Genomic DNA, 25,754 nt, shown 5'->3' with positions numbered 1-25,754 from the left:
TCCCACCTCCAACCCCAAGGGGGAATTCAAAATTTAATAGGACTTACTCTTTTGAGGCTGGGTGTGAGGGTGTAAGGGTGTAAGGGTGTAAGGGTTTCAAATATTTGTACCTCTATACCCCTATACCCCTGTACCCCTGTACCCCTGTACCCCTATACCCCTATACCCCTGTACCCCTAATTAAGAATTAAAAGACCAATTAAGACTAGGTTCAGATGTGGTTTTTAAGTCGCCAATTGTAATCGCAGCATCCTCTAGAGAATTAGTTTCTTTTGGTTGGGAACCTTTGCGTTTAGTGGAAAGTCCCATTTGTTTAAGCAGGCGATTAATGTGGCGATCGCTAATTTCAATGCCTAATTCCGAGGCTAAATGTTTGCTTAACCATTGAGCCGTCCAGTGAGTAAAAGCATACCCATAATCACGAGGACTATTGCTGACTAACTCTCTTAATCTTTCCAGATATTGAGTATTAACAATCTTCGGTCTACCTATGGGACGTTCATTCCATTTATGTGCTAAACCAGCCTCGGCTAAACCAATCCAATAACGAGCCATTTCTTGGGAACAACCTAATATTTCACAAATTTGAGTTTGAGATTTACCAATATCAGCCATTAACATTATTTCAATGCGGCGGCGATATTCTGGCTGTAAATTGTTTTGTAAATGTTTGAGTAAAGCCTTCCGTTGGAAAGGTGTTAAAAACTTGCTCTCTTGGTTTTCATAAGTAGCAAAAACTGTTTCTTGATTAAAACTGTGTGACATAATCATTACCAGTTGCTGTCTAATGTGAAACTGCGGTAAACTTGTGTATTACAACTAAAAAATTAGTTGCAAAATTAATCTCTCATCAATATCCGATGATGAGTGTCTACCCCCTTATCTGAGAAGATTAAGGCGGCTATTTATCAACATTTAGTACTCAGAATCTAGTAGCCATAGCAGTTGTACTATCGAGACTCCCACCTCGCTGCTAACGATCCACAACTAACAACTGACACGCGTAGCGTAGTAAAATTCCTTATCCAGTAGTAGTCAGCAAACCTAACAAAATATGCTGATAGCATATATGTCGTCTCTCCTGATAAACAGCATTATCTGGTAAAACACCTAGAACGAATTAGTTTTGCACTGGTTAACTGGAATAAATCGGCATTTGTTCTGAAGCTTGGTGTAATACTGGTATTTTTTTGCCGATACTTTTCTAAGGTCTAATACTCAAGTCTGATTTTTAGGATGTTACTGAACTTTGCACTTTTAGTTCAGAGGTAAGCCTCTTAATCTTTAAACTTAGTTTTTTTAGAGACTAATAAGAGGTTAAAGCCTGTTATACATAGGAGTAAAAACATATGCAGCTAGAGCTAGGTATAGGTGTAAACAATGCTATTTACATCCACCTAACAATAATTGTTTTCAGCAGTAGAATCTGATGTGCCTGGAGTTAATTAAAAGACTAAATTCTCTTAACAGTGACAGTGATTTAATTTAGTGTTTTACACCACTGTTATTCTTTTAAGAATTTTTCATCATATAGTCAATAGTTTTCGTTGGAAAACTTAAAACTTCATCAAATCTTTATATTAACCATGCAAAGAATAACTATTACTTATTGAACACGATAAAAGTTTGAATATTAGATTAGTTTTGCTTTTAGTTTGCGGACAAAAAATCAAACTGAATAACTGCATTTTTTAGTGGATTTCTTCTAGTTCAAGATAATAATTATAAAGATAATAAGTAGACATACATCTACCTTGAGCAGGAAATATATCGGATTCATATTTGATTTCCGAAAAGTCCTTGTATTGGACAATAACTACACTTATTAAGTAGTAAAGATACAATAAATTTGATTAAATTTACAATAACATAACTACTGATAAAAATATTTTTATACCAACAAAAATAATTTCCTTTTTTAGGTGTATATATCTTTACAAGAAAGCCAAGCAAATAAATTATATCAGTTATAATTATGTCACAGAATAACATTTGAAATTAGGTACTCTCTCAACAGAAAATGTAAAACTTGATTATTTATATTCTAATGAAATATATTTGGCTTCCAAGAATAGTTTTCAATATTCTTGTAATTGATTTTCTACAGATTAATTTAGAATCTTATTTAGTTCAGTAATCAACCATTGGTTAAACATATTATTGAGAATTTCTTGATATCTTTCCCCCGTTAATTCAGCAGGTATAAATTCCTCTACCATAAATAGGTGATAACCTTGCTCAGTTTGTAGGGGACTTATTAACTGTTTAGGAGATGTTCTAAAGATAACTGTGGCTACATTTACAGGGAGAGAAAATCGATAAACCTTACCTTCGTAACCGCATCTTTGCCTACGAACAGCATCAACATCATATAAATATGCAGCCTCATAGAAACTAATTTCCTCATCTTCAATTTGGTAGTAAATTTCTTGAGCGAGTTTTTCCGAATCGACAATAATTTGATAGAGACTAACTTGCTCAAACTCCAGTTGATTTTGAATAAAAAAAGCTTCTACTTTATCAGCGAATAAAAAATTAGCTAACTTTTGAGATAATAAGCGATCGCGTATACCCATTTCCCAATCCTCTGGGGAAGCCAACTGATCTGCTAACCACGCCATAGTATCTGCGGCTTTCTCTAAACGCTTTTCCCGACGCTGGCGGTTAGCCTCAGCCTCAATTTCTTCCGTTGTCACGGTGATTCCCCTAGCCTCAGCCACCTGCAAAATCAACCGTTGAAATAAGATTTTTTGATATACCTCTTTCAACTGCATATTTTTTTTGAGAAAATTGACAATTTCCTCAGGTGCAATAAATACTTTGGTTAAATCACTCATTGATGTAATTAGAAAGTGACTATATTGAATACTGGACTTATGAAAGGCTTTTTGGCTTGATGATTTTAGCAATAAGCAAGTGGTGCAAGATATACAGCAGGTTGTGACTAAATGAGGTACACAACTGGAGAACTAAATATAAAAATTATTCTTCTGCCTCCTGCCTCAAAGCAAGTGAATTTGTACCTCATGCAAATGAAAACTGCTATAAGTTAATAGTCATTAGTCAGAATTTATCTTCTCCCCCCCTTCTTAACACATAAAAAAGCTGGAGGCTAATTAATCGGGTTAGCTTCCAGCAGTATTAAGATTTGCTGTATAAATTACAAATTTATCTAGCAGAGGTAATCCTATCTGGTAGGACGAGGATTCCTAAATTTTAAAAAGGACAAGAACTATAAGTTCTACCAGCTACGACAACAGTCAAACCACCACTTTTATTCTTTTGTCTTGCTACTTTTGGTATGGTTCAAGCAATACCATTCCCAGTATAGAAAGTTTCCCGAAGTCCTCACCACCACATGAGAACTCGATATAGAGCATGAAAGTTAAGATTAGTAGGTGCCAGCAAACCAATCTTAATCCTTGCTCAACTTTCTCGAAAAAAGAACCGTTAGTAATAGTTAGCTTGTCCGTCTTGCTGTAGGATTTATTCAATTCCCCAAACACTAAGTGCTTCAGCAATAGCACTCAGTTTTGTAGGTTTCATAATTAGATAATTGTTGATTGTATCAACAACCTCTATTTGAGTAGCTATATTTAATGTATAGGATTCCACTACTGAAAATTTGCCATTTTGGCAGAATTTAGTAATTAATTTACATCTGCTGTAAAACTTGCCGAATGTGATCTGATGTCACCTCATCAGTAACTGTCACTACACCAATTTGAGTTGGTAAAACAAACCGTACTTTACCATCTTTGACTTTTTTATCTAATTGCAATGCCTCAATAATCCCTTCAATATCTAATCCCACTGGTAACTTTGTCGGTAAACCCGCTTTTTCAATTAAGGCATTTTGACGGTCTGCATCTGCTTGTTGCCACAGTTCTAAATTTACAGCGATTTGCCCAGCCGCTACCATACCGATACCTACTGCTTCACCATGTTTGAGTAGCCGATAGTTAGTTAAGCTTTCCACCGCATGACCAACAGTGTGTCCGTAATTCAAAATCGCCCTCAGTCCACCTTCTTTCTCATCTTTGCCGACAACATCAGCTTTAGCTTGGCAAGAACGAGTTAAGATAGCATCCACCAGTTCTGGTTTGATGTAGCGCAGTTGGTCGAGACGCTTACTCTGTTCCAACTGGTTGAATAATTCTGCATCCCAAATCACGCCATATTTAATTACCTCCGCCATTCCTGCGCGAAATTCACGTACAGGCAAGGTTTTTAATACTTGGGGATCAATTAACACGAATCGCGGCTGATGGAACGCACCAATCAAGTTTTTCCCGTGGGGATGATTCACACCTGTCTTACCACCAATAGCCGAATCTACCATTGCTAAGAGTGTGGTAGGTACTTGCACCACATTAATCCCCCGTAGCCAAGTAGCGGCGGCAAAGCCAGTCATATCACCAATTACCCCTCCCCCCAAAGCCACCATTGTGGAGGAGCGTTCTAGGCGATTTTCTAGGGCTATATCGTATAGTTTTTGAATAGAGTTAAGGGTTTTATAGCGTTCCCCGGCTGGCAAAGAATAACTTGCTACTTGAAATCCAGCAGCTTCTAAGGAATCAACAGCAACTTTGCCGAAATGCTTAAAAATCGTGGGATTAGAAACCAGTAATACTTTCTTGCCCAGTTTTAACCCAGCCAAGCTTTGACCAATCTGATCTAAACTTGCAGGTGCGATCGCAATCTCATAAGACTGCGTTGGTAGATTCACATTAATTACAGAAGTCATTACCCAAACCCCAACAAGCGCCGTGGGCTGTATTTTACCCTATTCTGGGGAGGAGATGGGATGACATATCTTTATTTCCAAACTTCAGTTAAGTCCAACACAAACCCCGGTAAGACATTTTCCCCTGACAAGTTGACAGGATGATTAAGGATTTCCACATCTTGACCTGGGCGATAAACTTCTACTTGTCGATTTTTGCGGTCAATTAACCAACCTAAACGAGCGCCATTGTCGATGTATTCTCTTATCTTGGCGCGTAACTTTTCTATAGAGTCATTCTTAGAACGTAGTTCCAGCACAAAATCAGGACATATCGGGGCAAAAGTCTCTTGTTGTTCTATATTTAGGGCATTCCATCGGTCTTGACGTATCCAGGACGCATCAGGAGAGAGCGCGCTACCGTTGGGAAGATGAAAACCGCTTGAAGAGTCAAAAACCACTCCTAACTTAGCTTGGCGGTTCCATAACCATAGTTGGGCGTTAATATCCGAATTTCTACACCCTGTATCGCTCCCAGTTGGAGGCATAACAATTAACTCACCCGTAGCAGTTCGTTCTAATTGTAAATCTCTGTTAGCCAGTGCTAACTGTACAAATTGTTCGTGGGAGACTGTCAGCGTTAGTGTAGGTGGAATATTGACAGCAAGAGTCGGGGATAAGTCAGTTTTTGTCATTGTTCCGTCCTGAAACTGGAACCAAAATATTAGTCTTCTAGTTAGTTCCAGATTAGCATTTACGCCAGATTTTCTTAGGGACTGGGGATTGGGCGAAAATCTTGGAGTAAGTTCTCCCCCTGCCTCCCCTGCTCCCCTGCCCTGCCCTGCCCCCCTGCCTCTTTTGACCAGTGACCAAAATTTAATGATTCAATAGAGTTAGTAGAATATTGTGGAGAAAAATAAATGTTGGCAATAGTAGCTTATATCGGCTTTTTGGCTTTGTTCACTGGCATAGCTGCTGGTCTGCTGTTTGGTTTACGCTCTGCGAAGATACTGTAGTGTGAAAAACTAGATTCCCAACTTCTTCAAGAAGTCGGGAATCTGAAGCGATTATGAATTACCCATGACTACAGGTTGTGGTCTTTGGGACGGAGGACGCATTTCTAAGCCGAGTAGGTTGAGCATTTCCTGATCAGCATCGTAATCTGGACAAGGTGTTGTCACCGTCAGCATTTTATTATCGTCGCTGGAAAAGATGGAATTTGCTCCTGCCATAAAACAAAAGGCTTGTTCCACTTGAGAAAGTCTCGCCCTACCAGCACTTAAACGCACATCCGATGTGGGCATAACTATACGTGCAGTTGCAATCATTCTGACTACATCCCAAACAGGTACATCTGGTTGATCTTCTAGAGGTGTGCCTTCTACTTGGGAGAGAATATTAATTGGTACGGATTCTGGATGAGGATTGAGGGTGGCTAAGGTTTGTAACATTGCCACACGGTCATCTATGCTTTCACCTAAACCGAGAATGCCGCCAGAACATACGGTAACATTAGTCTGTCGGACGTTTTCGATAGTGTTTAGGCGATCGCCATAAGTTCTCGTGGTAATAATAGTGCTGTAGTAGTCAGAGGAAGTATCCAAGTTATGGTTATAAGCATACAATCCTGCTGTCTCCAACTTCTTGGCTTGCTCAGATGTCAGCATTCCCAGAGTACAGCACACTTCTAAACCCATGTCTGTAACATCTTTGACCATTTCTAGAACTCGGTCAAATTGAGAATTATCTCGCACCTCCCGCCAAGCCGCACCCATACAGACACGGCTGACACCCTTTTGTTTAGCGTTTTGGGCAATTTCCACAACCGTTTGCTTATCAAGGAGTGCTTGGGGTTTGACTTCAGTTTGATAACGAGAAGACTGGGCGCAGTAACTACAATCTTCAGGACACGCACCTGTTTTAATCGATATCAGCTTACATACTTGTATTTGTTTAGGATTATGAAACTGCCGATGTACACTAGCAGCTTGATAAATCAACTCTAGCAATGGCGTATCATATACTGCGCGAATCTCTGCTTTGTGCCAATCGTAGCGTATTCTTCCCACCGACATCAGTATAGTATCCTTATTTCAGTATTAGGGACTGGGGATTGGGGACTGGGGACTGGGGATTGGGGGAGACAGCAAGAGTTTTGAGATGTTTCTTTCTCATTTCCCTCATCCCCTCATCTCTTCCCGCCAACCAATCTTAAAACCGTAGCTTGTACAAATCAAAGAACTCCCCTGGTTGTCGTCCAACTACTTTAGCACCAGCCGCGTTAATTATTTTTTCCCACTCGGTGACAGGTTCTAGAAACACTTCCGCGCCCAAGTAAGTTTCCAACACCGCCCAATCTTCAGCTTGAGGGTGTGCAGCGTTGAGGATATCAAAAACAAAATGTCCATCTGGTTTGAGTACACGCTTCACGGCTTGTAACACAGATGTCCAATATTCCAGGGGAAAATAGCAACTGAATCCTGTAGCGATCGCTAGATCAAAATAAGACAATGTGTATTTTAACTGATGGGCTGCCCCTAATTCCACGCCTTTGAATAACTTGGAGTTCAACTGGGAACCACGAGAATTGAGGGTATCTCGCGCTACATTGCTTACATCTTGCCCATAAAAAAATGCTTGCCAATCTCGCCAAGGATAAATCAAAAAACTAACTCCACAACCAATATCTAAACAGTGCTGATTTTTTTGGGGTTGGGCCATTTCCCAGAAAGGAGAAGCAATCTTTCCTGCCAATATGCCAGAAATCCATTCTCGATAAATCGGCATTTCCTGTACTTCTGCTGGTAGTTCTAAGGATTGATTTTGATACTGTTGGTTAAAGCGATATGCTACCTGTGCTACCCTTTGTTGCCATTTATCTGAACGATTGATGTTGTCTGTGTAAGGATTTTGTGAAGTAGACAGATGGCTTTGAGACGACTTTTGAGACATTAGGGCTACATGACTCCTGAAATTTATTGTGATTACAAAGTAAAATTAGACAACCTATTTAATCAAGGTGAGTTTTCTCAAAGAAAGTGTTTATGTGAAGGGTGTAAGATTTTTCTGCAAAAATTCTTGTTTGAGCTAACCGAAGAGCCTTTTGGATGGTAAAAGTGAGAAAAATCTGACTACTGAATACAATATATGGGCAGACTTTTTTGTTTGGCAGTCCCTCACAATTAGGAATTAGTAGTTATTTGCTTCGTCAGGAATTAAGACTCAGGACTCAAGACTCTCTATGTTAGCAGGCAAAATTTTACAGGGTGGAAAATACACCCTCATCCAAGAAGTAGGACGTGGTGGCTTTGGCATTACGTTTAAGGCTACTCATCATTACTTAGGACATGAGGTAGTGATGAAAACCATCAACGAACGACTACGCCAACACCCTGATTTTGCAAAGTTCGAGCGTCAGTTCCAAGATGAAGCCAGAAGACTCGCCACTTGTATCCATCCTAATATTGTCAGGGTAAGTGATTTTTTTGTTGAGGATGGATTACCTTACATGGTAATGGAGTATATCCCTGGAGAAACCTTAGGAGATGCTTTTGTTTTACCGGCCATACCTTTACCAGAAGAAACTGCAATTCATTACATCCGCCAAATTGGGGCAGCATTGCAGGTAGTACACAACAATGGTTTGCTGCACCGGGATGTTAAACCAGATAATATCATCCTCCGTCAAGGTACACAGGAGGTAGTGCTGATTGATTTTGGCATTGCCCGTGAATTTAATAGCGGTGTGCGTCAAACTCACACAGGGCTAGTATCTGAGGGCTACGCCCCCATCGAACAATATTTAACTCAAGCACCGCGCACACCCGCCACCGATGTTTATGGTTTAGCGGCAACTTTGTATGCACTGTTAACAGGACAAGTCCCCTTACCAGCATTATTGCGCGATCGCGAACAAATGCCAGCCCCCCGTGAACTACAACCCCACCTCAGTGCAGCCGTAAATCAAGCTGTCATGCGGGGTATGGCCGTAGAATCTCGCTTCCGTCCACCAACGGTTGCGGAATGGCTACAACTACTACCAGGTAGTGGCGTAAATTTGCCAATTCACGCATTACCTACTCATGTAGTGCCAACCATTGATTTGTCTGTGCATCTGCAAGAAAAGTTTTCTGGTGCCAAAACATCCGGTAGTGGTAAAAAACCATCACCCCTGAAAAATCTTGCCTTAATAGCTCAAAAGTCTGGCACTTCTCAAGTCTTCCTGGGTGTCATCATAGCTGTGGTTGCTGCCGCCGCCGGATTTAGTGCCACCAGCCTGTTTTCCCGCTCTTGGACACAGCCGTCGGCAAAACCCCTGTTTGAAGAACGCCCAATGGTACCAGTAGGAGGGAAACCTCAAGTTGATTCTAGTCAAGAGCGAGATAATACGAGACAAAACTCTCAAAATTATTCCGCAAGCGAAACTACACCTGTATCCCCTTCTAGAAGACGCAGGCGTAATCTAACTAACCAACCAAGCGAATCTTCCAATCCCAACAGCAATTCTTCAGAACAATCACCACAACCAAATACAGGAGAATCACAGCGCCGCAATTATGAACAACCAGGGCTGTCACCTAATACATCCTCCACACCATCCCTCGTAGAAAAATTGCGAGAAATCCGTTCATCTCGCACAGCCAAACCAGCCAACACTACAGATACTAGTCCACCGTCCTCAACTCAAAATTCCACCACACCAGTTGAGCCGCCAGCAAATTCTATAGTTGTGCCGGTACAACCCGCAGAGCCAAAAAATTCAGATTCTTCTGTGGTAGTTCCCACAGTGGAAGTAAAGCAAAATTCCTCTACTGATAGTCAAATTCCAGCACCGTCACAGAAAAACGAAAAATTTCCTGAGAATACACAAATTAACAATTAAGCATTGTAATCGGGAATGGGTAGCAATGATGCAGCAAAGCTTTCAGGGTTTATACTTATATCATATTTTTCGGGAAATGGTATGAGCCAATATCGTTCAGTTAAGGCTAAAAATAAAAACTAGTGTAGGTTGGGTGGAGCGATAGCTCCACCCAACCTACATTTCTCTGAACCGTATTGTGGTATGAGCGATCGCCTCTTTCGCCTCAAGCTGTCTTAAAAAAGCGAATGATTTCTCGCACATGATCGAGGAATTGTCCGTCAGTAGAAAGCTGGGCGATCGCATTTCTGGCTTCTCTGGATAATCGCTCATGTTCAGTTTGATTTGTAGCTCGTAATTCTTCTAAATTGGCAGCGATTTTCGCTAAGTCTCGGCGGGTTTCCTCACCAAAACGTTGTTGTGTGGCTACTAAAGAATAGGGCTGTTCTAAGTTAAATTGATCATCCAAAACTTGGACTTTCTGTTCTAATTCAACAAAGCGATGACGGAGTTCTACTATATCTTCGCGGGGATATTTCCATTCTTGGCTAATCATTGTTAGCCGCGCATAGATATACTCATAAGCACGAATTGCCGGTCTGAGGATTGTTAATAATAAAGCTGCGCCAGAACTGATATAACCTACGGCACTAATACCTGTGGCGGCGAGGAGATAAAGACCAATAGCTGAAAACAAGTGTAAAGCCAAAGCCACCCACAGCGATCGCTTGGCTAAACTTTGGACATATCGCACTTGTCGCTCATCCACAGGAATTTCTTTTTCCCTGGACTGTGCTGCTTCAGCTAAAACTTGTTTAGCTTGAAAATGAATATTCCAAGGTACAGTCACAATGACTAACAACCACCAAAAACTTGCCCCCCCAATTACCCAATCCAGAAAGCTACCCGCAGGTACATGAAACCATTGCAATACGCTAAAAGCTAGCAATACTGTAATGACAATTCCGGCAATAGAACTAATAAAAAAATTTACATACATATAGCCATTTCTCCAATAAGACTAATTTGTAATAGTCTTGCCAGGCTATTACAAATTACGAATTAGTTTCATCATGGCTATGCTGGAGGATTTATACAGAAAAGTCTGTGATGCTTTTTCCAGTTGCATATATGATTTATGGGATGAGATAGCTATGCCAAACTGGTTCCGTATCTTTACTAGTCTTATCTGGAAGTAGCAATCGCCAAGTTTTACCTTCTTGCTGGATTTGTAGGTAAACATCAAAGGGTTGTTGCAGTTTGGTTAACTGTCTCTTGGGTAACTGGAAAGTTAAGTCATAAGTTCCCAAAACGCGGAAGGCTGGCAGATTTTGAATTGTCAGGGGTTGTTCTTGGCGAATCTTGAGGTGTTTAATTTCAAAGCCTTGGAAATTTAAATCTAGCTGTTGATTAAGTTTTTCTTGGGTTTGTTCTAGCTGGAGTGCGATCGCTCTCTGCACTAATTCGCTAGTCGGCAATAAACCAATATTATTACAGCCCACTAATAATAGTAGTAATACTGCTGTGAAAAAAAACCGCACCATGTCACTTGTAATAGACTTCAGCGATAGTATAGCGGTAGATACCTGTAATTTTTTAGTCAATAGTCATTAGTCAGTAGTTATCTTTCCCAGATCCCTGCTTCTTCCCTATCCTCTATCTCTGGCGATGAAAAAAAGTTGGTGGCAATTTTTGGGATTAGTGATGGCGATCGCGATCGCCATTGTTGCTTACCATAGTTGGCAAGTGCAAAGTTCGTCTTCAGCATCTGCCCCAGTCACTGTTAAACTCAGTGGCTGGGGTGGTTCTCCAGTGGAGCAAAAACTATTGAAACAGGTTTTGCAAGACTTTGAAGCACAGCATCCACACATCAAGGTCAAATATGAGGTGATTTCTGACCAATATATGGATGTGATCAAAACCCGCTTGATTGGAGAAGCTGCGCCTGATGTCTTCTACTTGGATGCCCTGGAGGCTCCTTTTTTGATGAGCCAGAATGTGCTGGAACCACTGGATAATTACATCACTCCTGAATTTGACTTAAGTGACTTTGAAGCTAATCTCCTAGATAACTTTAAATATCAGAACCATATCTACGGTTTTCCTAAGGATTATTCTACCTTGGCGCTGTTTTATAACAAAAAAGCCTTTGCTGCTGCTGGTTTGAGCAGTCCCCCAGCGACGTGGACAGAATTACGCACCTACTCCCAGCAATTAACAGGTAAACTCAACAAGTATGGCTTTGGGGAAGCACCGGAATTAGCCCGTCAAGTTTACAAAATTAAAGCTTTTGGTGGAGAAGTTATCAATCAGAATGGTTATGCTACCTTTGCCAGTGAAGCTGGTTTAAGGGGATTTCAATTAGTGATAGACCAGTATCAAAAAGATAAATCATCTGCTCAAAAATCTGACGTAGGGACAAACTCAGGTAGTGAGATGTTCGGTCAGGAGAAAGTGGCAATGGTAATTGAAGGTAATTGGGCGATTCCATATTTACAAGAAACCTTTCCGCAATTGGAGTTTGCAACTGCACAATTACCAACGATTAATAACAAGAAAGGCACAATGGTATTTACTGTTGCTTATGTGATGAGTAAGCAATCACAGCATAAAGCCGAAGCGTGGGAATTAATTTCCTATCTCACAGGTAAAGCCGGAATGCAGAAATGGACAAGTACAGGCTTTGCTTTACCTACACGCAAATCAGTATCTCAAAAATTTGGATATGAGCAAGACCCATTGCGATCGCCTTTAGTTGCCGGTGTTGATGATGCTACACCCTGGCAGGTTGGTAAATACCCAGCGCCAATTGTGAATAATTTTGATAATCAATTTGTCAGTGCCTTACTGGGACAACAACCCTTAAAACAGGCGATGCTAAGGGCGCAGAATCAAGCAAATAAGCAAATTAGAGCAATGGAGTGAAGCTAGCCAGGGGGAAGAACTAAATTGCTATGTACAAAAGTTGCACAGCAACGTCTCTATTAAATACTTGGTAGCGATCGCCACCAAATAAAATCCTGTCATGTTAGTAATTAAAACTTGATAAATCTTGGTGTTGGGGTATTTAACAGTCTTGACTTTATTTAAATCCAGAGAATCAATCAACACATATATAAATACTACCATTACCATTAGAAAAACGAATTTCTATTTTTTCAGCCTGATTGGCATAGCACAGCTATCAATTACGATAATCTTTTTAAAGTCAGAGATCATCTACTACTGATTTGCCAATAGAATAATTTTGAAGACCCACGATATCACATCAACATCCCATCCGACCCAATCATCAAACGCATAAAATATCTTTTTTGTCTAGTCTTACTATATTGCAATTTCTTTTTAGATATTGCTATTTAACCCAAGCAAATCACAATTAAAACCTAATATTGAAATTTTACTCACTATCAGTTTAGCTAACTCGTTCTGCGGTCAATAAGATAATGAAGATTGACGAATTAACTATGCCATTCAACGAGATGCCGATTGATTTACATAATTTATATCATTTGATTGATCGTCATCCTTTAACGATTGATCCTGATAGTTATGTCATTGATGCTATTAGATTGATGAATCAACAAGGTAATAGTTCACAATCAACCAGCATAAACTCGCCGGGAACTTATAGCAATAAGAATTCAACACAAACTAGCTATGTTTTAGTAGTTAAGGCAGGAAATCTTTTAGGAATATTCACAGAACGGGATTTAGTCAGGTTGACTGCATCAAAATTTGATTTATCAGATTTAAAAATATCTGAGGTGATGACACAACCAGTGATCACGATGAAAATGTCAAACTTCCTAGATATTTTTACAGCTTTGTCCTTATTACATCAGCATCAAATTCGTCATCTGCCAATTTTGAACGATAGAGAGCAATTGATAGGGATTGTGAGTGCAGCTAGCCTGTTGCAAGGATTGAATCAGTTAGAAACTTTTTGCTGTCTGCAATCCTTACAAAAACCACAACAGATAGAATTTTTACGCTACCCATCTCGTAATCCTTTCCAAGAGCTGGAGCATCACGACGAATTTCTGGGATTTAGGAAGGTTTGGCAACGAGACATTGTTGAGGTTCAACAGCCAAAACAAGCATTACAGCAAAGTGAGCAACTGTATCGCCAGTTAGTTGAGCTACAAACTGAGGTAATTTTGCGTGTTGATAATTTAGGGAGACTGACATTTGTTAATCCAGTAGCTTGCAGAATTTTTGGCAAGCCAATGGATGAGTTAGTTGGTCAGCTAATATTTGAGTGGATGTTTCCTGAGGATGAAATCCCTCAAGCAAAAGAATATTTCCAAGCCCTCAAATCCCCACCCCATAAAATCAGTATTAGTGAGCAGCCTGTATTAACACCCAGTGGTATACGTTGGTTTCAATGGAATGTTATCGGCATTAAAAATACAATTGGCGAGGTTGTTGAGTTTCAAGGAGTAGGCAGAGATATTACCGAATGCAGACAGGCGGAAGAATCACTACGACAGAGTGAGGCAAGATTAAATTTAGCCTTGGAAGCTGCCAATATGGGTATCTGGGATTGGTACCTTTTGACCAATGAAACCATCTGGTCTGCCAATATGGGATTACTGTATGGTCTGCCAAGTACAACTTTATGTCCTAGTCCTGAAGACTTCCTGCAATTAATCCATCCTCAAGACCGAGAGAATTTCTCTCAGTCTGTCAAAAACAGTATTGAGCAAGGAATGCCATTTACCGTCGAATATCGGACTGTCTGGAAGGATGGTAGTATTCACTGGCTCAATAGTAGAGGTCAAGTCTACTATGACAAACCTGGTAAACCAATCAGGATGATTGGCACTACTAGAGATATTAGCGAACGCAAACAAGCAGAGGCATCCCTACGGGAAAGTGAAGAACTCTATCGCTCAGTGGTAACAGCCATGAGAGAGGGTATTATCTTGCAGGATAAGGTCAAAATTATTGCTTGTAATGCAAGTGCCGAGAGAATTTTAGGGTTAAGCAAAGAGCAAATATTACAACGTACCTGTGTTGATGAGCGTTGGCTGACGATTCATGAAGATGGCTCCCCGTTTCCTGGTGAACAGCATCCAGCAATGGAGACGCTACGTACAGGCAAACCCTGCTCTAATGTGGTCATGGGAGTTTACAAGCCGGACGGACAAATAAGCTGGATTTCGATTAATTCTCAGCCTTTGTGTCGGGAAAATGAAACGGTTCCTTATGCTGTAGTTACATCCTTTGCCGATATTAGTGAACAGCAAGCTGCACTACGCTTACGCCAACAAGCAGAGCAGAAAATCCGCGAGCAAGCAGCTTTACTAGATATAGCCACCGATGCCATTTTTGTCAAAGACTTACACACCAATATCTTATTTTGGAATCAAGGTGCAGAACGCTTGTATGGTTGGTCACAACAGGAAGCTATCGGCCGTAATGCCCAAAAGCTACTATATTCTGAAACTTCATTGCACCTGCATGAAGCAGCTCTCAACGTTGTTATGGAGTTGGGATTGTGGCAGGGGGAGTTGCAAAAACTGACTAAATCTGGCAAAGAAATTATTGTGGAAAGCCGTTGGACACTGATGCGTGATGCAGCTGGGCTACCCAAATCAATTTTAATTGTTGATACCGATATCACCCAAAAAAAACAACTAGAAGAACAGTTTTTCCGCACCCAAAGATTAGAGAGTCTGGGTACCCTTGCAGGTGGTATTGCTCACGACTTGAATAATATCTTGACACCCATTTTGGCAGCGTCCCAACTGCTGAAAGTCAAATTTCCCGAAGATAAAGGAGGAACACCTACGGCGGGCGGTACATCTTCCCAACACCTGTTAGAGATTGTGGAAAACAACGCCAGACGCGGAGCAGGTTTAGTCAAGCAGGTGCTATCGTTTGCACGCGGTTTTAAAGGAGAACGGACAATAGTCCAACTCAAACACTTAATTACCGATATTATTCTGATTGGTAAACAGACATTTCCCAAGTCAATTGAATTTACTAGTAGCTTTCCCGAAGTACTGTGGGCAGTCTGTGGGGATGTTACTCAATTACACCAAGTGTTGATGAATCTTGTCGTCAATGCCCGTGATGCCATGCCCAATGGTGGGAAAATCAACGTTACAGCAGACAACATTTTTATTGATGAAACCTATGCCAGCATGATTTTAGAGGCGCAAGTTGGCAATTACATTCAGCTGACAGTGACTGATACCGGTGCAGGAATATCTCCAGAAATCTTAAATAGAATTTTTGAGCCATTTTTTACGACAAAAGAGGTGGGAGTAGGTACAGGTTTGGGACTGTCAACCGTGCTGGGAATTATCAAAAGTCATGGGGGTTTTGTCAAGGTTTCCAGCAAAGTTGGTCAAGGTAGCCAATTTAAAGTGTTCTTGCCAGCAATTCCAGCAACGCCAGATTTAACGATAGAAGAGATAGAAACACCATCGGGCGATGGAGAATTAATTTTAGTTGTCGATGATGAAGCGCCAATTTGCGAAATTGCCAAGGTGATTCTCGAAAAGTTTAACTATAAAATTCTGACTGCCTGTAATGGTATTGAGGCGATCGCACTTTATGCCCAACACAAACATCGTATTAGTGCTGTTCTCATGGATATGATGATGCCAGAAATGGACGGTATCACAGCCATTCGCACCTTGAAAAAAATGAACTCAAAGGTACAAGTTATTGCTAGTAGTGGGATCAATTCTACGGAAACAGTGGCACAAGCAGCCATGATCGGTGTGCAGCAAGTTTTACCTAAACCTTTTACAGCCAAGGAATTATTAAATAGCCTACATCACGTACTTAGAAGTTGCGGTTAGAGTAAATGGGGGGAAGAATTATGTTTTTTCTCCTACATAAATACCCAAACAACGAGCGCTCTGTACCAAAGAACCTTGGGGATTTACGTGTAAAGGACTTTGAGCGACAACGTCCTGAATGGGTACTGGGATAGCTTCGCCATTTTGCCAAGCTACCATCTGCCCAAATTTACCTTGAGCTATTAAATCAACGGCTGTTTTCCCAAAAACTGTTGCTGTTAAACGGTCTAAAGCTGATGGGATACCGCCACGCTGAATGTGTCCCAATACAGAAACTCTGGTATCGATGAGATTTTTACTACATTGAGCAATTTGATCCGCAATATATTGACCGCGACCGCATTTAGAAGGCGCACAAGAAGAGGCAATATTTTCTTGCACATCTTCCAGACATAGTTTCGCACCTTCGGCAACAACAACGATCGCAAATTTGCGTTGCCAGCGATCGCGCAATTCAGCTATATGTTGACATAAACCGCTAATTGTGTATGAAATTTCGGGGATTAAAATTACATCTGCACCGCCAGCAATACCCGCGTGTAGGGCTAGATGTCCGGCGCTGCGCCCCATAACTTCGACAATCATCACGCGATCGTGACTTGCAGCCGTAAAAGTCAAGCGATTGAGGGCATCAACAATTGTATTCACCGCCGTATCAAAACCCACGGCGCGTTCTGTCAAAGCCACATCATTATCTATAGTTTTGGGAATCGCCACTAAATTCCAATTACCTCGGCTAGCCAGTTCATGGAGGATACCCAGACTACCATCACCGCCAATGACAATCAAAGCATCCAAAGCCAAAGCCTGATAACTGGCAAGCATTTCATCCACATGGGCTAAGGTATCACCCTTATTAATTGTGCCTAAAATCGTACCACCCATATTCAGCAGAGGATCGATACCGCGCAAATCCCAACCGTGCATATTGAGAGCGATCGCTTGACGCTCCCGTAAACCCTGAGTGGCATAAGGTATACCCAATACCTCCCAATCATAAGTAAGCGTTGCATGGCTAACAACTGCGCGAATTACGCAGTTAAGCCCTGGACAGTCGCCGCCACTGGTGAGGATACCAATTCGTTTACGCATATTAGTTTTGGCGTTAGCCTCTCTTAACAATTCAAAATTCAAAATTCAAAATTCAAAATTCAAAATTCAAAATTCAAAATTCAAAATTAAAGACAGTTAGAGTTGGGGATTTAAACCCCAACTCTACTGATACTACGTGTAGACATAGGGGTCTTAAACCCTTGAATTGACGATAAAGAAGCCGTAGGCTATGAGTGAATTTTGTAGCTTGCTTCTCTTCCGAGACGCTACTGTGTTGGCTTTAGCCTCTCGAAGAGTACCCGTAGGGTATTTTGAATTTTGAATTTTGCGAAAAGTTCTGTAGGCGGGTTTCCCGCCGTAGGAAACTTTTCAAGACGAATTTTGAATTTTGAATTTTGAATTTGTATTACCCGTGATAATGGGAAGGCTCGTAAACCCGCCCCCAGTCTGGTTGATAGGTTTGCAGCGCCCGCATATATTGAGCGCGTTCAAAGGCGCTGGGGTTGGGGCAGTGTTTTTGGCTCATGCTTCCTTGGAGTTGCTGCACAGATTCGTATTCATGTTTTTCCATCCATTGGCTCATTTCCTGTTCGATACACCTGATATGGTCTATGCCATGTCGCAATAAGACAGAACACAACATCGTAATATTGGCTCCCGCCATGAGCATTTTTAAGACATCATGCCCGTTGTGAATGCCACTGGTAGCAGCGAGGTGAGCATTGATGTGACCATAAAGAATGGCAATCCAACGCAGAGGTAAGCGCATTGCTTGAGGGGTGCTTAACAGTACATGAGGCTGTACTTCTAAGGTTTCTAAATTAATATCTGGTTGGTAAAAACGGTTAAATAGCACCAAAGCATCAGCCCCAGCATCATCTAAACGCTTGGCCATGTTTGCCATATTGGTAAAATATGGACTCAGTTTAATTGCTACGGGAATCTGTACAGATGCTTTGACAACTTTGAGCATATTGATATAACTCTGCTCTATTTGTTCGCTAGTTAATTCAGGATCGGTATGAACAGAATAAGTATTTAACTCCAAGGCTGCTGCACCTGCTTGCTCAATCATTCTGGCGTATTCAGTCCAGCCATCTAGTGAAGAACCATTCAAACTGGCAATGATGGGGATTTTTACCTTTTCCTTAGTTTTTTGAATCAGGTTTAAGTATTCTTCTGACCCCAGGCGAAAATCTTGGTGTTCAGGGAAATATGTTAAGGACTCAGGGAAACTCTCGGTTCCATAAGTTAAGTGATGATGTAACTCATAACTTTCTAAACTCAACTGTTCTTCAAACAACGAGGGTAGAACCACTGCTGCTGCGCCTGCATCTTCCATCCAGAGAATATTGTCTATTTCTCCAGACATGGGAGACGCTGACGGGACAAGTGGCGATCGCAATCGTAATCCTAGATAATTAGTAGTTAAATCCATGAGTATTTTCCTGAAAAACTTTTAAATATAGTCAACAGTCAACAGGTTTGGTAGGGTGCGTCAGTATGAATAATTTCTGAGTATATTTAGGCTCTATTGCACTGACGCACCCTACATTTTGGATATTTTTTATCTAGAAGTTCCTTATCCCTGTTTAACCTCTCTCGCAGCCAAATATTGATACATCTGCCACCGTATATTTACATCCGTTTGCGCTTCTTTGAGTAACTCTTTTGCCACTTCAGGGTTAATTTTGGTCAACATCTTGAAGCGGTTTTCTAAATACATAGACTCTTCCAGAGGTAGCGTTGGTGTGCGGGAGTCAAGTTGCAGGGGATTTTTGCCTTGCTTAACTAAATCCGGGTGATACCGATACAGTAACCATCTGCCAGAATCAACGGCAGCTTTTTGATTTTGCATTGCGGTACTCAAGTTAATACCGTGAGCAATACAATGGCTGTAAGCAATAATTAACGAAGGCCCAGGATAAGCCTCTGCTTCTAAAAATGCTTTTAGGGTGTGTTCATCCTTTGCACCCATCGCCACACTGGCAACATAAACATTACCGTAAGTCATTGCCATCAAGCCTAAGTCTTTTTTCGCAGCAGGTTTACCGCCAGAGGCAAACTTAGCTACAGCACCTTTGGGTGTGGCTTTCGACATTTGTCCGCCGGTATTGGAATAGACTTCTGTGTCGAGGACGAGAATATTTACGTTGCGTCCACTGGCTAAAACGTGATCTAATCCCCCATAGCCGATATCATAAGCCCAACCGTCACCACCAATAATCCAGACGCTCTTTTTCACTAAGTAATCAGCCAGACTCAGAAGCAGTTGGGCTTTGCTTGTCAATTCTGGGTTGACAATGGCTTGTAACTTTTGCTTGAGTATAGAAATGCGATCGCGTTGTTCCCAAATCTCAGCTTCATTGTTTTGCTGATGATTCAAGATATCATCGACCAATTCCCTACCTACCACCGTCGCCAGTTCTTGGAGTAATTGGGCGGCGATTTCTGCTTGTTTATCTATAGATACCCGGAAACCCAAACCAAATTCGGCATTATCTTCAAATAAACTATTAGACCAGGCCGGGCCTCGTCCTTGGGCGTTTTGTGTCCAAGGTGTGGTAGGTAAATTACCGCCATAGATAGAAGAACAACCGGTAGCGTTAGCAACAATCATGCGATCGCCGAACAACTGTGTTGCTAATTTAATATAGGGTGTTTCTCCACAACCAGCGCAAGCCCCAGAAAATTCAAATAATGGTTCCTGCATCTGTTGTTGATTAATGTGGGTCAGCTTCAGTTCCCGCCTATCGGGGTTGGGAATACTCAAGAAGAAATCCCAGTTTTCCCGTTCGGCTTGGCGTAACGGTAACTGCGGCTGCATATTAATCGCTTTATTGCGTGGTTGCGCCTTATTCTTTGCCGGACAAACATCAACGCAAATACCGCAGCCTGTACAATCTTCTGCTGCAACCTGAATGGTAAATTTTAACCCATGCCAATCATGATCCTTCGCATTGGCACTCTTAAAGGTTGACGGTGCATTCTCTAATTGTTCTGGTTCATAAACCTTACTGCGAATCACACTATGAGGACACACCATCACACACTTACCGCACTGAATGCAAACATCTGTATCCCAAACCGGGATTTCTTGCGCGATGTTGCGTTTTTCCCATTTCGCTGTTCCCGTGGGATATGTGCCATCGTTGGGTAATGCACTCACAGGTAATTCATCCCCTTCACGGGCAATGATTTTAGCCAGGAAATAGGGGATTGGGTATTGGTAATTGGGTATTGGGGATGGGGAAGAATCTTCTCTAGTAACTAACTCATACAAATTATCTAAGGTGGTATCAACGGCTTTGATATTCATTTGGACGATTTGGTCACCTTTTTTGCCGTAAGTCTTGCGGATAGATTTTTTAATTTCGGCTATAGCTTCTTCCCTTGGTAGTACATTAGATAGAGCAAAGAAACAAACCTGCATCACCGTATTAATTCTTCCAGCCATCCCCGCTTCACGGGCGACTTTATAAGCGTTGATTACATAAACCTTGAGTTGCTTCTGTTGAATTTGTGCCTGAATTTTACCCGGTAGGCGTTCCCACACTTCATCTTGATCATAGGGAGAATTTAATAAAAGAGTACCCCCCTGGACAATATCTTTGAGGATGGGGAATTTTTCTAAAAAGTCCCATTGATGACAAGCAACAAAGCTGGCTTGGATAATCAGATATGTAGAACGGATGGGTTGAGAACCGAAACGCAGGTGAGAAACCGTCACCGAACCCGATTTTTTCGAGTCGTAAACAAAGTAACCTTGAGCGTAATTATTTGTCTCTTCACCAATAATCTTGATGGAATTTTTATTCGCTCCTACGGTTCCATCAGCACCCAAACCGTAGAAAATAGCTCTAACTATATTGTCTGGCTCAATATTAAAGTCAGGGTCATAATCTAAACTGGTGTGGCTAACATCATCATTAATCCCAATTGTGAAATGATTTTTGGGTATAGTAGCTGCCAAATTATCAAACACCGCCTTAACCATCCCCGGCGTAAATTCTTTGGAAGACAACCCATAACGACCACCAACAACTTTAGGTAACTGCTCCCCTGCCTCATACAAAGCCGCCACCACATCCAAATACAACGGCTCACCCGATGCGCCTGGTTCTTTGGTACGGTCTAAAACAGCAATGCTACGAGTAGTTGGTGGTAAAGCGGCTATAAATCTCTGGCTATCAAATGGGTGATATAGCCGCACTTTGATGACACCAACTTTTTCCCCAAGGGTGTTGAGATAATCGACAGTTTCATGCACAGTTTCACAACCAGAACCCATAAGAACGATGACTCGTTCTGCTGTTGAATCGCCATGATATTCAAATAGTTGATATTGTCGCCCAGTCATTTGGGCAAACTCATCCATAACTTTTTGAGTGATGTCTGGACAAGCTAGGTAATAAGGATTAACGGTTTCTCTCGCTTGGAAATAAACATCAGGATTTTGGGCTGTACCGCGTAAAACTGGTTTATCTGGTGTTAAAGCCCGTGACCGATGGGCAATTACTAATTCATTAGGAATAAATGTCTGTAAATTTTCTGTTGTTAATAATTCGATTTTATTAATTTCGTGGGAGGTACGAAAACCATCAAAAAAATGTAAAAAAGGTATGCGTGATTCTAAAGTTGTTCTTGTAGAAATGAGCGCAAAATCATGGGCTTCTTGGACTGAAGCCGCGCACAGCATCGCAAACCCAGTCCCACGGGTAGCCATAACATCGCTGTGGTCGCCGAAAATTGATAGGGCTTGGGCAGCGAGCGATCGCGCCGCAATATGAAATACTGTAGGTGTCAGTTCTCCTGCAATCTTATACATATTAGGGATCATCAGCAATAATCCCTGAGATGCGGTAAATGTTGTTGTTAATGACCCTGTTTGCAACGCCCCATGTACGGCACCCGCTACTCCCCCTTCACTCTGCATTTGTACCACCGTCGGTACAGTACCCCAAATATTGGGTTTACCTTCACTAGCCCAAGCATCGGCCCACTCTGCCATCGGTGAAGAGGGTGTAATCGGATAAATAGCAATAACTTCATTGATTTGATAGACGACTTGGGCAACAGCCTCATTGCCATCTATCGTTGCAAAAGTTCTGTTTTTCATCTTCCTGGCCTGTGAGAGTTGCTGCACTAAATCATCAAACTATTAGTTTGACTGAGATTTAGCCCTTAGCTTCTATCTTGAAATTAAGCCCAAAAGTTGAGGAACTTGTGAAGAAATGCCAGGGACATTCCCATAGCTTTGTCCAGTACACACCATAAAACCAATTCGCAATGGGCTAACTAACGCCCCGCTTCTCTACGAGACGCTACCGCCGGCTACTCCTGCGGAGAACTCGCAGAGTAGGCTAACGCCAACGCAATCCGCAATTAATTCAGCCACCCGCTAGGGGTGAGGTTACATCAAATTCAAGTTTTTTTCAGCACTAAAGTGCTTACTACAAAGCTAAGAATAAAAATTTATCTGGCTAGCCATAAAGCAGCATTACGTACAAAAGCTTGAATATCTTCTAAAGCACGAGGTTCTAACTTCATGCCATTTCCTGGCGGTTCATCGACAAAAGAAGGGCAACCTTTTTCTGTGTCCCAATTGTAATCAACAAAATGATGAAAACTGGAAGTAGCGATTGCCCTACCCAGTCGATTTTGCTCTTTGTCTGTATAGTGTTCAGTTGCGACAATCAGGTTGAAGTTGCGGTGAGTAATTAGACTCTTTCCTAATGCAATAACTTGAGAATTTAAATTATTTGGGTTGACTCCAATACCACCTTCATGGGGATGAGATGGGAAAAATTCAATCAAGCCAGAAGGTGAATGAGGGTTATATAAGAGTTCATGAACTGGTTCTACAGGAGTGATTTTTTGATAATCTCCATTAGCTCCAGAATGGTAGTTAGGCCAGGAAATATACGTTGTATGTGGATCATCACGGCTCCAACGTGAATCGTCAGGATCTGGGTTTTTGGTATTAAAATAATGAACATCACCAATATCAATTAAACCGCACATAGAGCAGCCCATATCTTGATGGTCTCGTGTTGTGAGGATTCCACCACCCCGTTTTCTGAAAGCGTTAATTCCAGCAATATCTTTGTCTGTTAAACCATCACCAGTATCTAGAGCAAATAGCCAGAGTTCATCAAAGTCTGACTGGTCTAGTGTCCCTAAAATAGGGTCATTCCCGTCGGCATCAGAGGAGCGATCACGTGATAAAACTGTAAATAACGGTTTTCCTGATTTATCTTGAATAGATTTTAAATAATCCTGCAATAGAGAAAAACGAAAGATACTCCAGTCATCTTCAGTTGAGGCGATCGTTGTTTGTAAAAGAATGCGAATTGGTTCTGCCATAAAATTTTCAGGTGAATTATTCTACCAATTGACTCATGGCTATTAATGCTTGCATTACTTTACAACAAATTGCTATCAAATACCATAAAGACGAATTAAGACGAAACAATCCTCACACTTATGGAATTACTTCAAAATTCTCAATTGTGAGAAATAATTCTTCATCAGCTATTTGACTGTTGTAATCAATATTAATTTGAGTCGGATAACCAAATTGAATGAATTGTTTAAATTCAATTTATTTTTTGATTAAGAATCATTCAAAACCCCGATTTGAAGATTTCGGGGTTCCTGTTTCTCATGAGTTAAAAATTAAGATGCCAAATTTTAATTTTTAGCCGTCTTGCTAAAAAGTTTGTAGTACAACCACGTACTGATTTCTTTTAACGGAAACAACACATAAGTCAGAGGATTAATCGTCACGATAATATTGCGGAAATCTCGGCGCGCCAAAAACAAAATTGCACGAGCTACTTGCTGTGGTGACATCACTCCATAGGGATTGAGTTGACTTTTAAAGGGGCCAAGAATTAATTTGCGAATTATACAGTCCCCATCCAAGCGCTTGAGAGTCACAAGATTTCCTAATGTACGTTTGCTGAGTTCATAAAGCGGACTCAGTGCAGGAGAGGCTTCCGCCTCGGAAGTATTTACCCAAATTTCTTTGGTTGCTTTTGCTTGTGGCCCCTTCACTGTGGTTAAGAATATATCCATCAGCCGCAATGCAGAAAAAGCATTTACTTCATAAGAAGAGTTAATTGCTTCTGGTGTGCGACTGGTGTAAACATTAATTCCGTGGTTGATAATCAAAATATCTACTTTTTCTAAACTGGCTTTGAGTTCGGCTTCATTACCTAACTCCCAAGCGATGACTTTAAAACTACCATCGGTTGGTAATTTATCTGGATTAGTGGTTAAGGCCACAACTTTTGCATTCTGCTGAAGCAATTGCGCCGTCAATGCTTGGCCTAAAGCACCAGACGCACCAGTCAGCGCAACAGTTTTACCCTTGAGAGATAGTCCTGTTCCCAAAATCTTATCTACTAAGGAAAATACACCGCTATAATAAGCGTCAACATCATCAAAATGGTGCCGCCAATGGTAAGACCGATTTACCCACCAAACAGAAGGAATTGCCTCTAATGGGCCTGGTAGGTGATTATAATCTGTGTCGATTGTTCCTTGGAAATATCTCAGGGATGCGCCAAACAAGAATGTGCAAGCATAGGCTACTCCCAGCCACAAGCCGATTTGTTGGACAAATAAGGCAATTATCGTTAATAGGACTACTAATAGGCTTGATTCTAAAATATCGTGATAAAGTTGGGACTCTTGGTAAGCTTTGAGCGAAACTATCGACAAATCCCGGCGATATGCTGCATGATGCTTGTTGTGCCATTTACTAAGCCAATTGACTTGGTGACACAAGGCATGGTAGCTGTCTCTCAATATCTCTGCTAGTAGTAGGGAGACAAATCCCCAAATTGCAAACTGCCAGCAGGTATTTACTAGGACTGAATCAATCTTTACTCTAGTCAAAATTTCAGTTAAGCTTTCGGCTAATATTGGTATCATGTCTTTGCGCGTGTTACTTGTCTTAATGTTTGTTCATATTCTGATCAGAATAGATTAAGGCAGAGTTACAAAGCAAATTCAATTGGCTGTGTCAGTCTTTCTTGTTGGTGTGATGGGCGCACTCAAATTTCCAGACGTTTCACCCATAATATCAGTGATAATCAGCGAATCTCTACTAATATTCAGTATTCTATAACACAAAAATATTTAACTATACTGATAAGCCCCCAGTAAGTTACTCAAGGCTAAGTTTAAACTCTTACTAAAAAATGTTACCTAAACTTTAACTTCCCAGACGTGTATCTATCTTTGAGAGACAATAAAAATATAGAAGCAGTGAGGCTAGATTGACAAT

Annotated in this window: 18 protein-coding genes and 3 pseudogenes; 6 read left to right on the top strand and 15 right to left on the bottom strand. The window is 41.2% G+C overall.

The window, feature by feature from the left end:
• Positions 1 to 180: 180 nt before the first annotated feature.
• The 4 genes from ACN222_RS09570 to ACN222_RS09555 form a co-directional block, all read right to left on the bottom strand.
• Positions 181 to 771, bottom strand: a complete 591-nt coding sequence (locus ACN222_RS09570; RefSeq protein WP_010996090.1) for a helix-turn-helix domain-containing protein — start codon at positions 769 to 771, stop codon at positions 181 to 183.
• A gap of 1,337 nt (positions 772 to 2,108) precedes the next feature.
• Positions 2,109 to 2,837 (bottom strand): peptidylprolyl isomerase, encoded by a 729-nt coding sequence (locus tag ACN222_RS09565; protein ID WP_010996089.1) that lies wholly within the window; start codon positions 2,835 to 2,837, stop codon positions 2,109 to 2,111.
• An 818-nt stretch (positions 2,838 to 3,655) separates the two neighbouring features.
• Positions 3,656 to 4,747: a 3-dehydroquinate synthase gene (gene aroB / locus ACN222_RS09560; RefSeq protein WP_010996088.1), complete on the bottom strand. Its 1,092-nt coding sequence runs from the start codon at positions 4,745 to 4,747 to the stop codon at positions 3,656 to 3,658.
• Positions 4,748 to 4,818: 71 nt separating this feature from the next.
• Positions 4,819 to 5,421: a Uma2 family endonuclease gene (locus tag ACN222_RS09555; protein WP_010996087.1), complete on the bottom strand. Its 603-nt coding sequence runs from the start codon at positions 5,419 to 5,421 to the stop codon at positions 4,819 to 4,821.
• Between the two features lie 225 nt (positions 5,422 to 5,646).
• Here ACN222_RS09555 and petL point away from each other — a divergent pair, with 225 nt between their 5' ends.
• The gene (petL, locus tag ACN222_RS09550) at positions 5,647 to 5,742 is read left to right on the top strand and encodes a cytochrome b6-f complex subunit PetL (RefSeq protein ID WP_010996086.1); all 96 of its coding nucleotides are present in this window, start codon (positions 5,647 to 5,649) and stop codon (positions 5,740 to 5,742) included.
• 51 nt (positions 5,743 to 5,793) lie between these two features.
• On the opposite strand, the gene bioB is transcribed toward petL, so the two are convergent.
• Positions 5,794 to 6,801: a biotin synthase BioB gene (gene bioB, locus ACN222_RS09545; RefSeq protein WP_010996085.1), complete on the bottom strand. Its 1,008-nt coding sequence runs from the start codon at positions 6,799 to 6,801 to the stop codon at positions 5,794 to 5,796.
• Between the two features lie 136 nt (positions 6,802 to 6,937).
• Complete coding sequence (locus ACN222_RS09540) at positions 6,938 to 7,678, bottom strand: class I SAM-dependent methyltransferase (RefSeq protein ID WP_010996084.1); 741 nt, start codon at positions 7,676 to 7,678, stop codon at positions 6,938 to 6,940.
• A gap of 289 nt (positions 7,679 to 7,967) precedes the next feature.
• On the opposite strand from ACN222_RS09540, the gene ACN222_RS09535 reads away from it, so the two are divergent.
• Positions 7,968 to 9,608: a serine/threonine protein kinase gene (locus ACN222_RS09535; protein WP_010996083.1), complete on the top strand. Its 1,641-nt coding sequence runs from the start codon at positions 7,968 to 7,970 to the stop codon at positions 9,606 to 9,608.
• Positions 9,609 to 9,813: 205 nt separating this feature from the next.
• On the opposite strand, the gene ACN222_RS09530 is transcribed toward ACN222_RS09535, so the two are convergent.
• Both ACN222_RS09530 and ACN222_RS09525 read right to left on the bottom strand, forming a co-directional pair.
• Positions 9,814 to 10,587, bottom strand: a complete 774-nt coding sequence (locus ACN222_RS09530; RefSeq protein ID WP_010996082.1) for a hypothetical protein — start codon at positions 10,585 to 10,587, stop codon at positions 9,814 to 9,816.
• A 136-nt stretch (positions 10,588 to 10,723) separates the two neighbouring features.
• On the bottom strand, positions 10,724 to 11,131 hold the full coding sequence (locus tag ACN222_RS09525) for a hypothetical protein (RefSeq protein WP_010996081.1): 408 nt from the start codon (positions 11,129 to 11,131) through the stop codon (positions 10,724 to 10,726).
• A 124-nt stretch (positions 11,132 to 11,255) separates the two neighbouring features.
• Here ACN222_RS09525 and ACN222_RS09520 point away from each other — a divergent pair, with 124 nt between their 5' ends.
• Entirely contained in the window at positions 11,256 to 12,512 is a 1,257-nt protein-coding gene (locus tag ACN222_RS09520; protein ID WP_010996080.1) for an ABC transporter substrate-binding protein, read from the top strand.
• 27 nt (positions 12,513 to 12,539) lie between these two features.
• Here ACN222_RS09520 and ACN222_RS09515 read toward each other — a convergent pair whose 3' ends face one another.
• Positions 12,540 to 12,716: a hypothetical protein gene (locus ACN222_RS09515; protein WP_158303711.1), complete on the bottom strand. Its 177-nt coding sequence runs from the start codon at positions 12,714 to 12,716 to the stop codon at positions 12,540 to 12,542.
• Positions 12,717 to 13,033: 317 nt separating this feature from the next.
• On the opposite strand from ACN222_RS09515, the pseudogene ACN222_RS09510 reads away from it, so the two are divergent.
• The 3 genes and pseudogenes from ACN222_RS09510 to ACN222_RS09500 form a co-directional block, all read left to right on the top strand.
• Positions 13,034 to 13,498, top strand: a pseudogene (locus ACN222_RS09510) (CBS domain-containing protein); the annotation flags it as partial.
• A 207-nt stretch (positions 13,499 to 13,705) separates the two neighbouring features.
• A pseudogene (locus ACN222_RS09505) lies at positions 13,706 to 15,469 on the top strand (PAS domain S-box protein); the annotation flags it as partial.
• Positions 15,464 to 16,405: an ATP-binding protein gene (locus ACN222_RS09500; RefSeq protein WP_410468477.1), complete on the top strand. Its 942-nt coding sequence runs from the start codon at positions 15,464 to 15,466 to the stop codon at positions 16,403 to 16,405. The pseudogene ACN222_RS09505 and the gene ACN222_RS09500, both read left to right, overlap by 6 nt.
• Positions 16,406 to 16,423: 18 nt before the next feature.
• Here the strand turns inward: ACN222_RS09500 and ACN222_RS09495 are convergent, their stop codons facing one another.
• The 6 genes and pseudogenes from ACN222_RS09495 to ACN222_RS09470 all read right to left on the bottom strand — a co-directional run bounded on the left by ACN222_RS09495 (position 16,424) and on the right by ACN222_RS09470 (position 25,399).
• Positions 16,424 to 17,497 carry an ATP-dependent 6-phosphofructokinase gene (locus ACN222_RS09495; protein WP_010996077.1) on the bottom strand — a complete coding sequence of 358 codons (1,074 nt, stop codon included), beginning with the start codon at positions 17,495 to 17,497 and terminating at the stop codon, positions 16,424 to 16,426.
• Between the two features lie 367 nt (positions 17,498 to 17,864).
• Positions 17,865 to 18,896, bottom strand: coding sequence for a dihydroorotate dehydrogenase-like protein (locus tag ACN222_RS09490; protein ID WP_010996076.1), 1,032 nt, complete (start codon positions 18,894 to 18,896; stop codon positions 17,865 to 17,867).
• A gap of 144 nt (positions 18,897 to 19,040) precedes the next feature.
• A complete protein-coding gene (gene nifJ / locus ACN222_RS09485; protein ID WP_044521124.1) occupies positions 19,041 to 22,577 on the bottom strand; it encodes a pyruvate:ferredoxin (flavodoxin) oxidoreductase in 3,537 nt (1,178 codons plus the stop codon).
• 356 nt (positions 22,578 to 22,933) lie between these two features.
• Positions 22,934 to 23,824 (bottom strand): hypothetical protein, encoded by an 891-nt coding sequence (locus tag ACN222_RS09480; protein WP_010996074.1) that lies wholly within the window; start codon positions 23,822 to 23,824, stop codon positions 22,934 to 22,936.
• A 118-nt stretch (positions 23,825 to 23,942) separates the two neighbouring features.
• A pseudogene (locus ACN222_RS09475) lies at positions 23,943 to 24,041 on the bottom strand (DUF6174 domain-containing protein); the annotation flags it as partial.
• 110 nt (positions 24,042 to 24,151) lie between these two features.
• Positions 24,152 to 25,399 carry a bifunctional sterol desaturase/short chain dehydrogenase gene (locus ACN222_RS09470; protein WP_010996073.1) on the bottom strand — a complete coding sequence of 416 codons (1,248 nt, stop codon included), beginning with the start codon at positions 25,397 to 25,399 and terminating at the stop codon, positions 24,152 to 24,154.
• Positions 25,400 to 25,754 lie beyond the last annotated feature (355 nt).

Origin of the sequence: Anabaena sp. FACHB-595, from assembly GCF_048568275.1 — a bacterium.
Lineage (GTDB): Bacteria > Cyanobacteriota > Cyanobacteriia > Cyanobacteriales > Nostocaceae > Trichormus.
The sequence above is the reverse complement of the archived record's forward strand: the minus strand, read 5'-3'. Positions and strand labels throughout refer to the sequence as shown.

What these genes read in the sequence shown, in the direction of transcription:
- ACN222_RS09570 (WP_010996090.1), bottom strand. Translation starts at nt 771, where the DNA reads ATGATTATGTCACACAGTTTTAATCAAGAAACAGTTTTTGCTACTTAT.
- ACN222_RS09565 (WP_010996089.1), bottom strand. Translation starts at nt 2,837, where the DNA reads ATGAGTGATTTAACCAAAGTATTTATTGCACCTGAGGAAATTGTCAAT.
- aroB (WP_010996088.1), bottom strand. Translation starts at nt 4,747, where the DNA reads ATGACTTCTGTAATTAATGTGAATCTACCAACGCAGTCTTATGAGATT.
- ACN222_RS09555 (WP_010996087.1), bottom strand. Translation starts at nt 5,421, where the DNA reads ATGACAAAAACTGACTTATCCCCGACTCTTGCTGTCAATATTCCACCT.
- petL (WP_010996086.1), top strand. Translation starts at nt 5,647, where the DNA reads ATGTTGGCAATAGTAGCTTATATCGGCTTTTTGGCTTTGTTCACTGGC.
- bioB (WP_010996085.1), bottom strand. Translation starts at nt 6,801, where the DNA reads ATGTCGGTGGGAAGAATACGCTACGATTGGCACAAAGCAGAGATTCGC.
- ACN222_RS09540 (WP_010996084.1), bottom strand. Translation starts at nt 7,678, where the DNA reads ATGTCTCAAAAGTCGTCTCAAAGCCATCTGTCTACTTCACAAAATCCT.
- ACN222_RS09535 (WP_010996083.1), top strand. Translation starts at nt 7,968, where the DNA reads ATGTTAGCAGGCAAAATTTTACAGGGTGGAAAATACACCCTCATCCAA.
- ACN222_RS09530 (WP_010996082.1), bottom strand. Translation starts at nt 10,587, where the DNA reads ATGTATGTAAATTTTTTTATTAGTTCTATTGCCGGAATTGTCATTACA.
- ACN222_RS09525 (WP_010996081.1), bottom strand. Translation starts at nt 11,131, where the DNA reads ATGGTGCGGTTTTTTTTCACAGCAGTATTACTACTATTATTAGTGGGC.
- ACN222_RS09520 (WP_010996080.1), top strand. Translation starts at nt 11,256, where the DNA reads ATGAAAAAAAGTTGGTGGCAATTTTTGGGATTAGTGATGGCGATCGCG.
- ACN222_RS09515 (WP_158303711.1), bottom strand. Translation starts at nt 12,716, where the DNA reads ATGGTAGTATTTATATATGTGTTGATTGATTCTCTGGATTTAAATAAA.
- ACN222_RS09495 (WP_010996077.1), bottom strand. Translation starts at nt 17,497, where the DNA reads ATGCGTAAACGAATTGGTATCCTCACCAGTGGCGGCGACTGTCCAGGG.
- ACN222_RS09490 (WP_010996076.1), bottom strand. Translation starts at nt 18,896, where the DNA reads ATGGATTTAACTACTAATTATCTAGGATTACGATTGCGATCGCCACTT.
- nifJ (WP_044521124.1), bottom strand. Translation starts at nt 22,577, where the DNA reads ATGAAAAACAGAACTTTTGCAACGATAGATGGCAATGAGGCTGTTGCC.
- ACN222_RS09480 (WP_010996074.1), bottom strand. Translation starts at nt 23,824, where the DNA reads ATGGCAGAACCAATTCGCATTCTTTTACAAACAACGATCGCCTCAACT.
- ACN222_RS09470 (WP_010996073.1), bottom strand. Translation starts at nt 25,399, where the DNA reads ATGATACCAATATTAGCCGAAAGCTTAACTGAAATTTTGACTAGAGTA.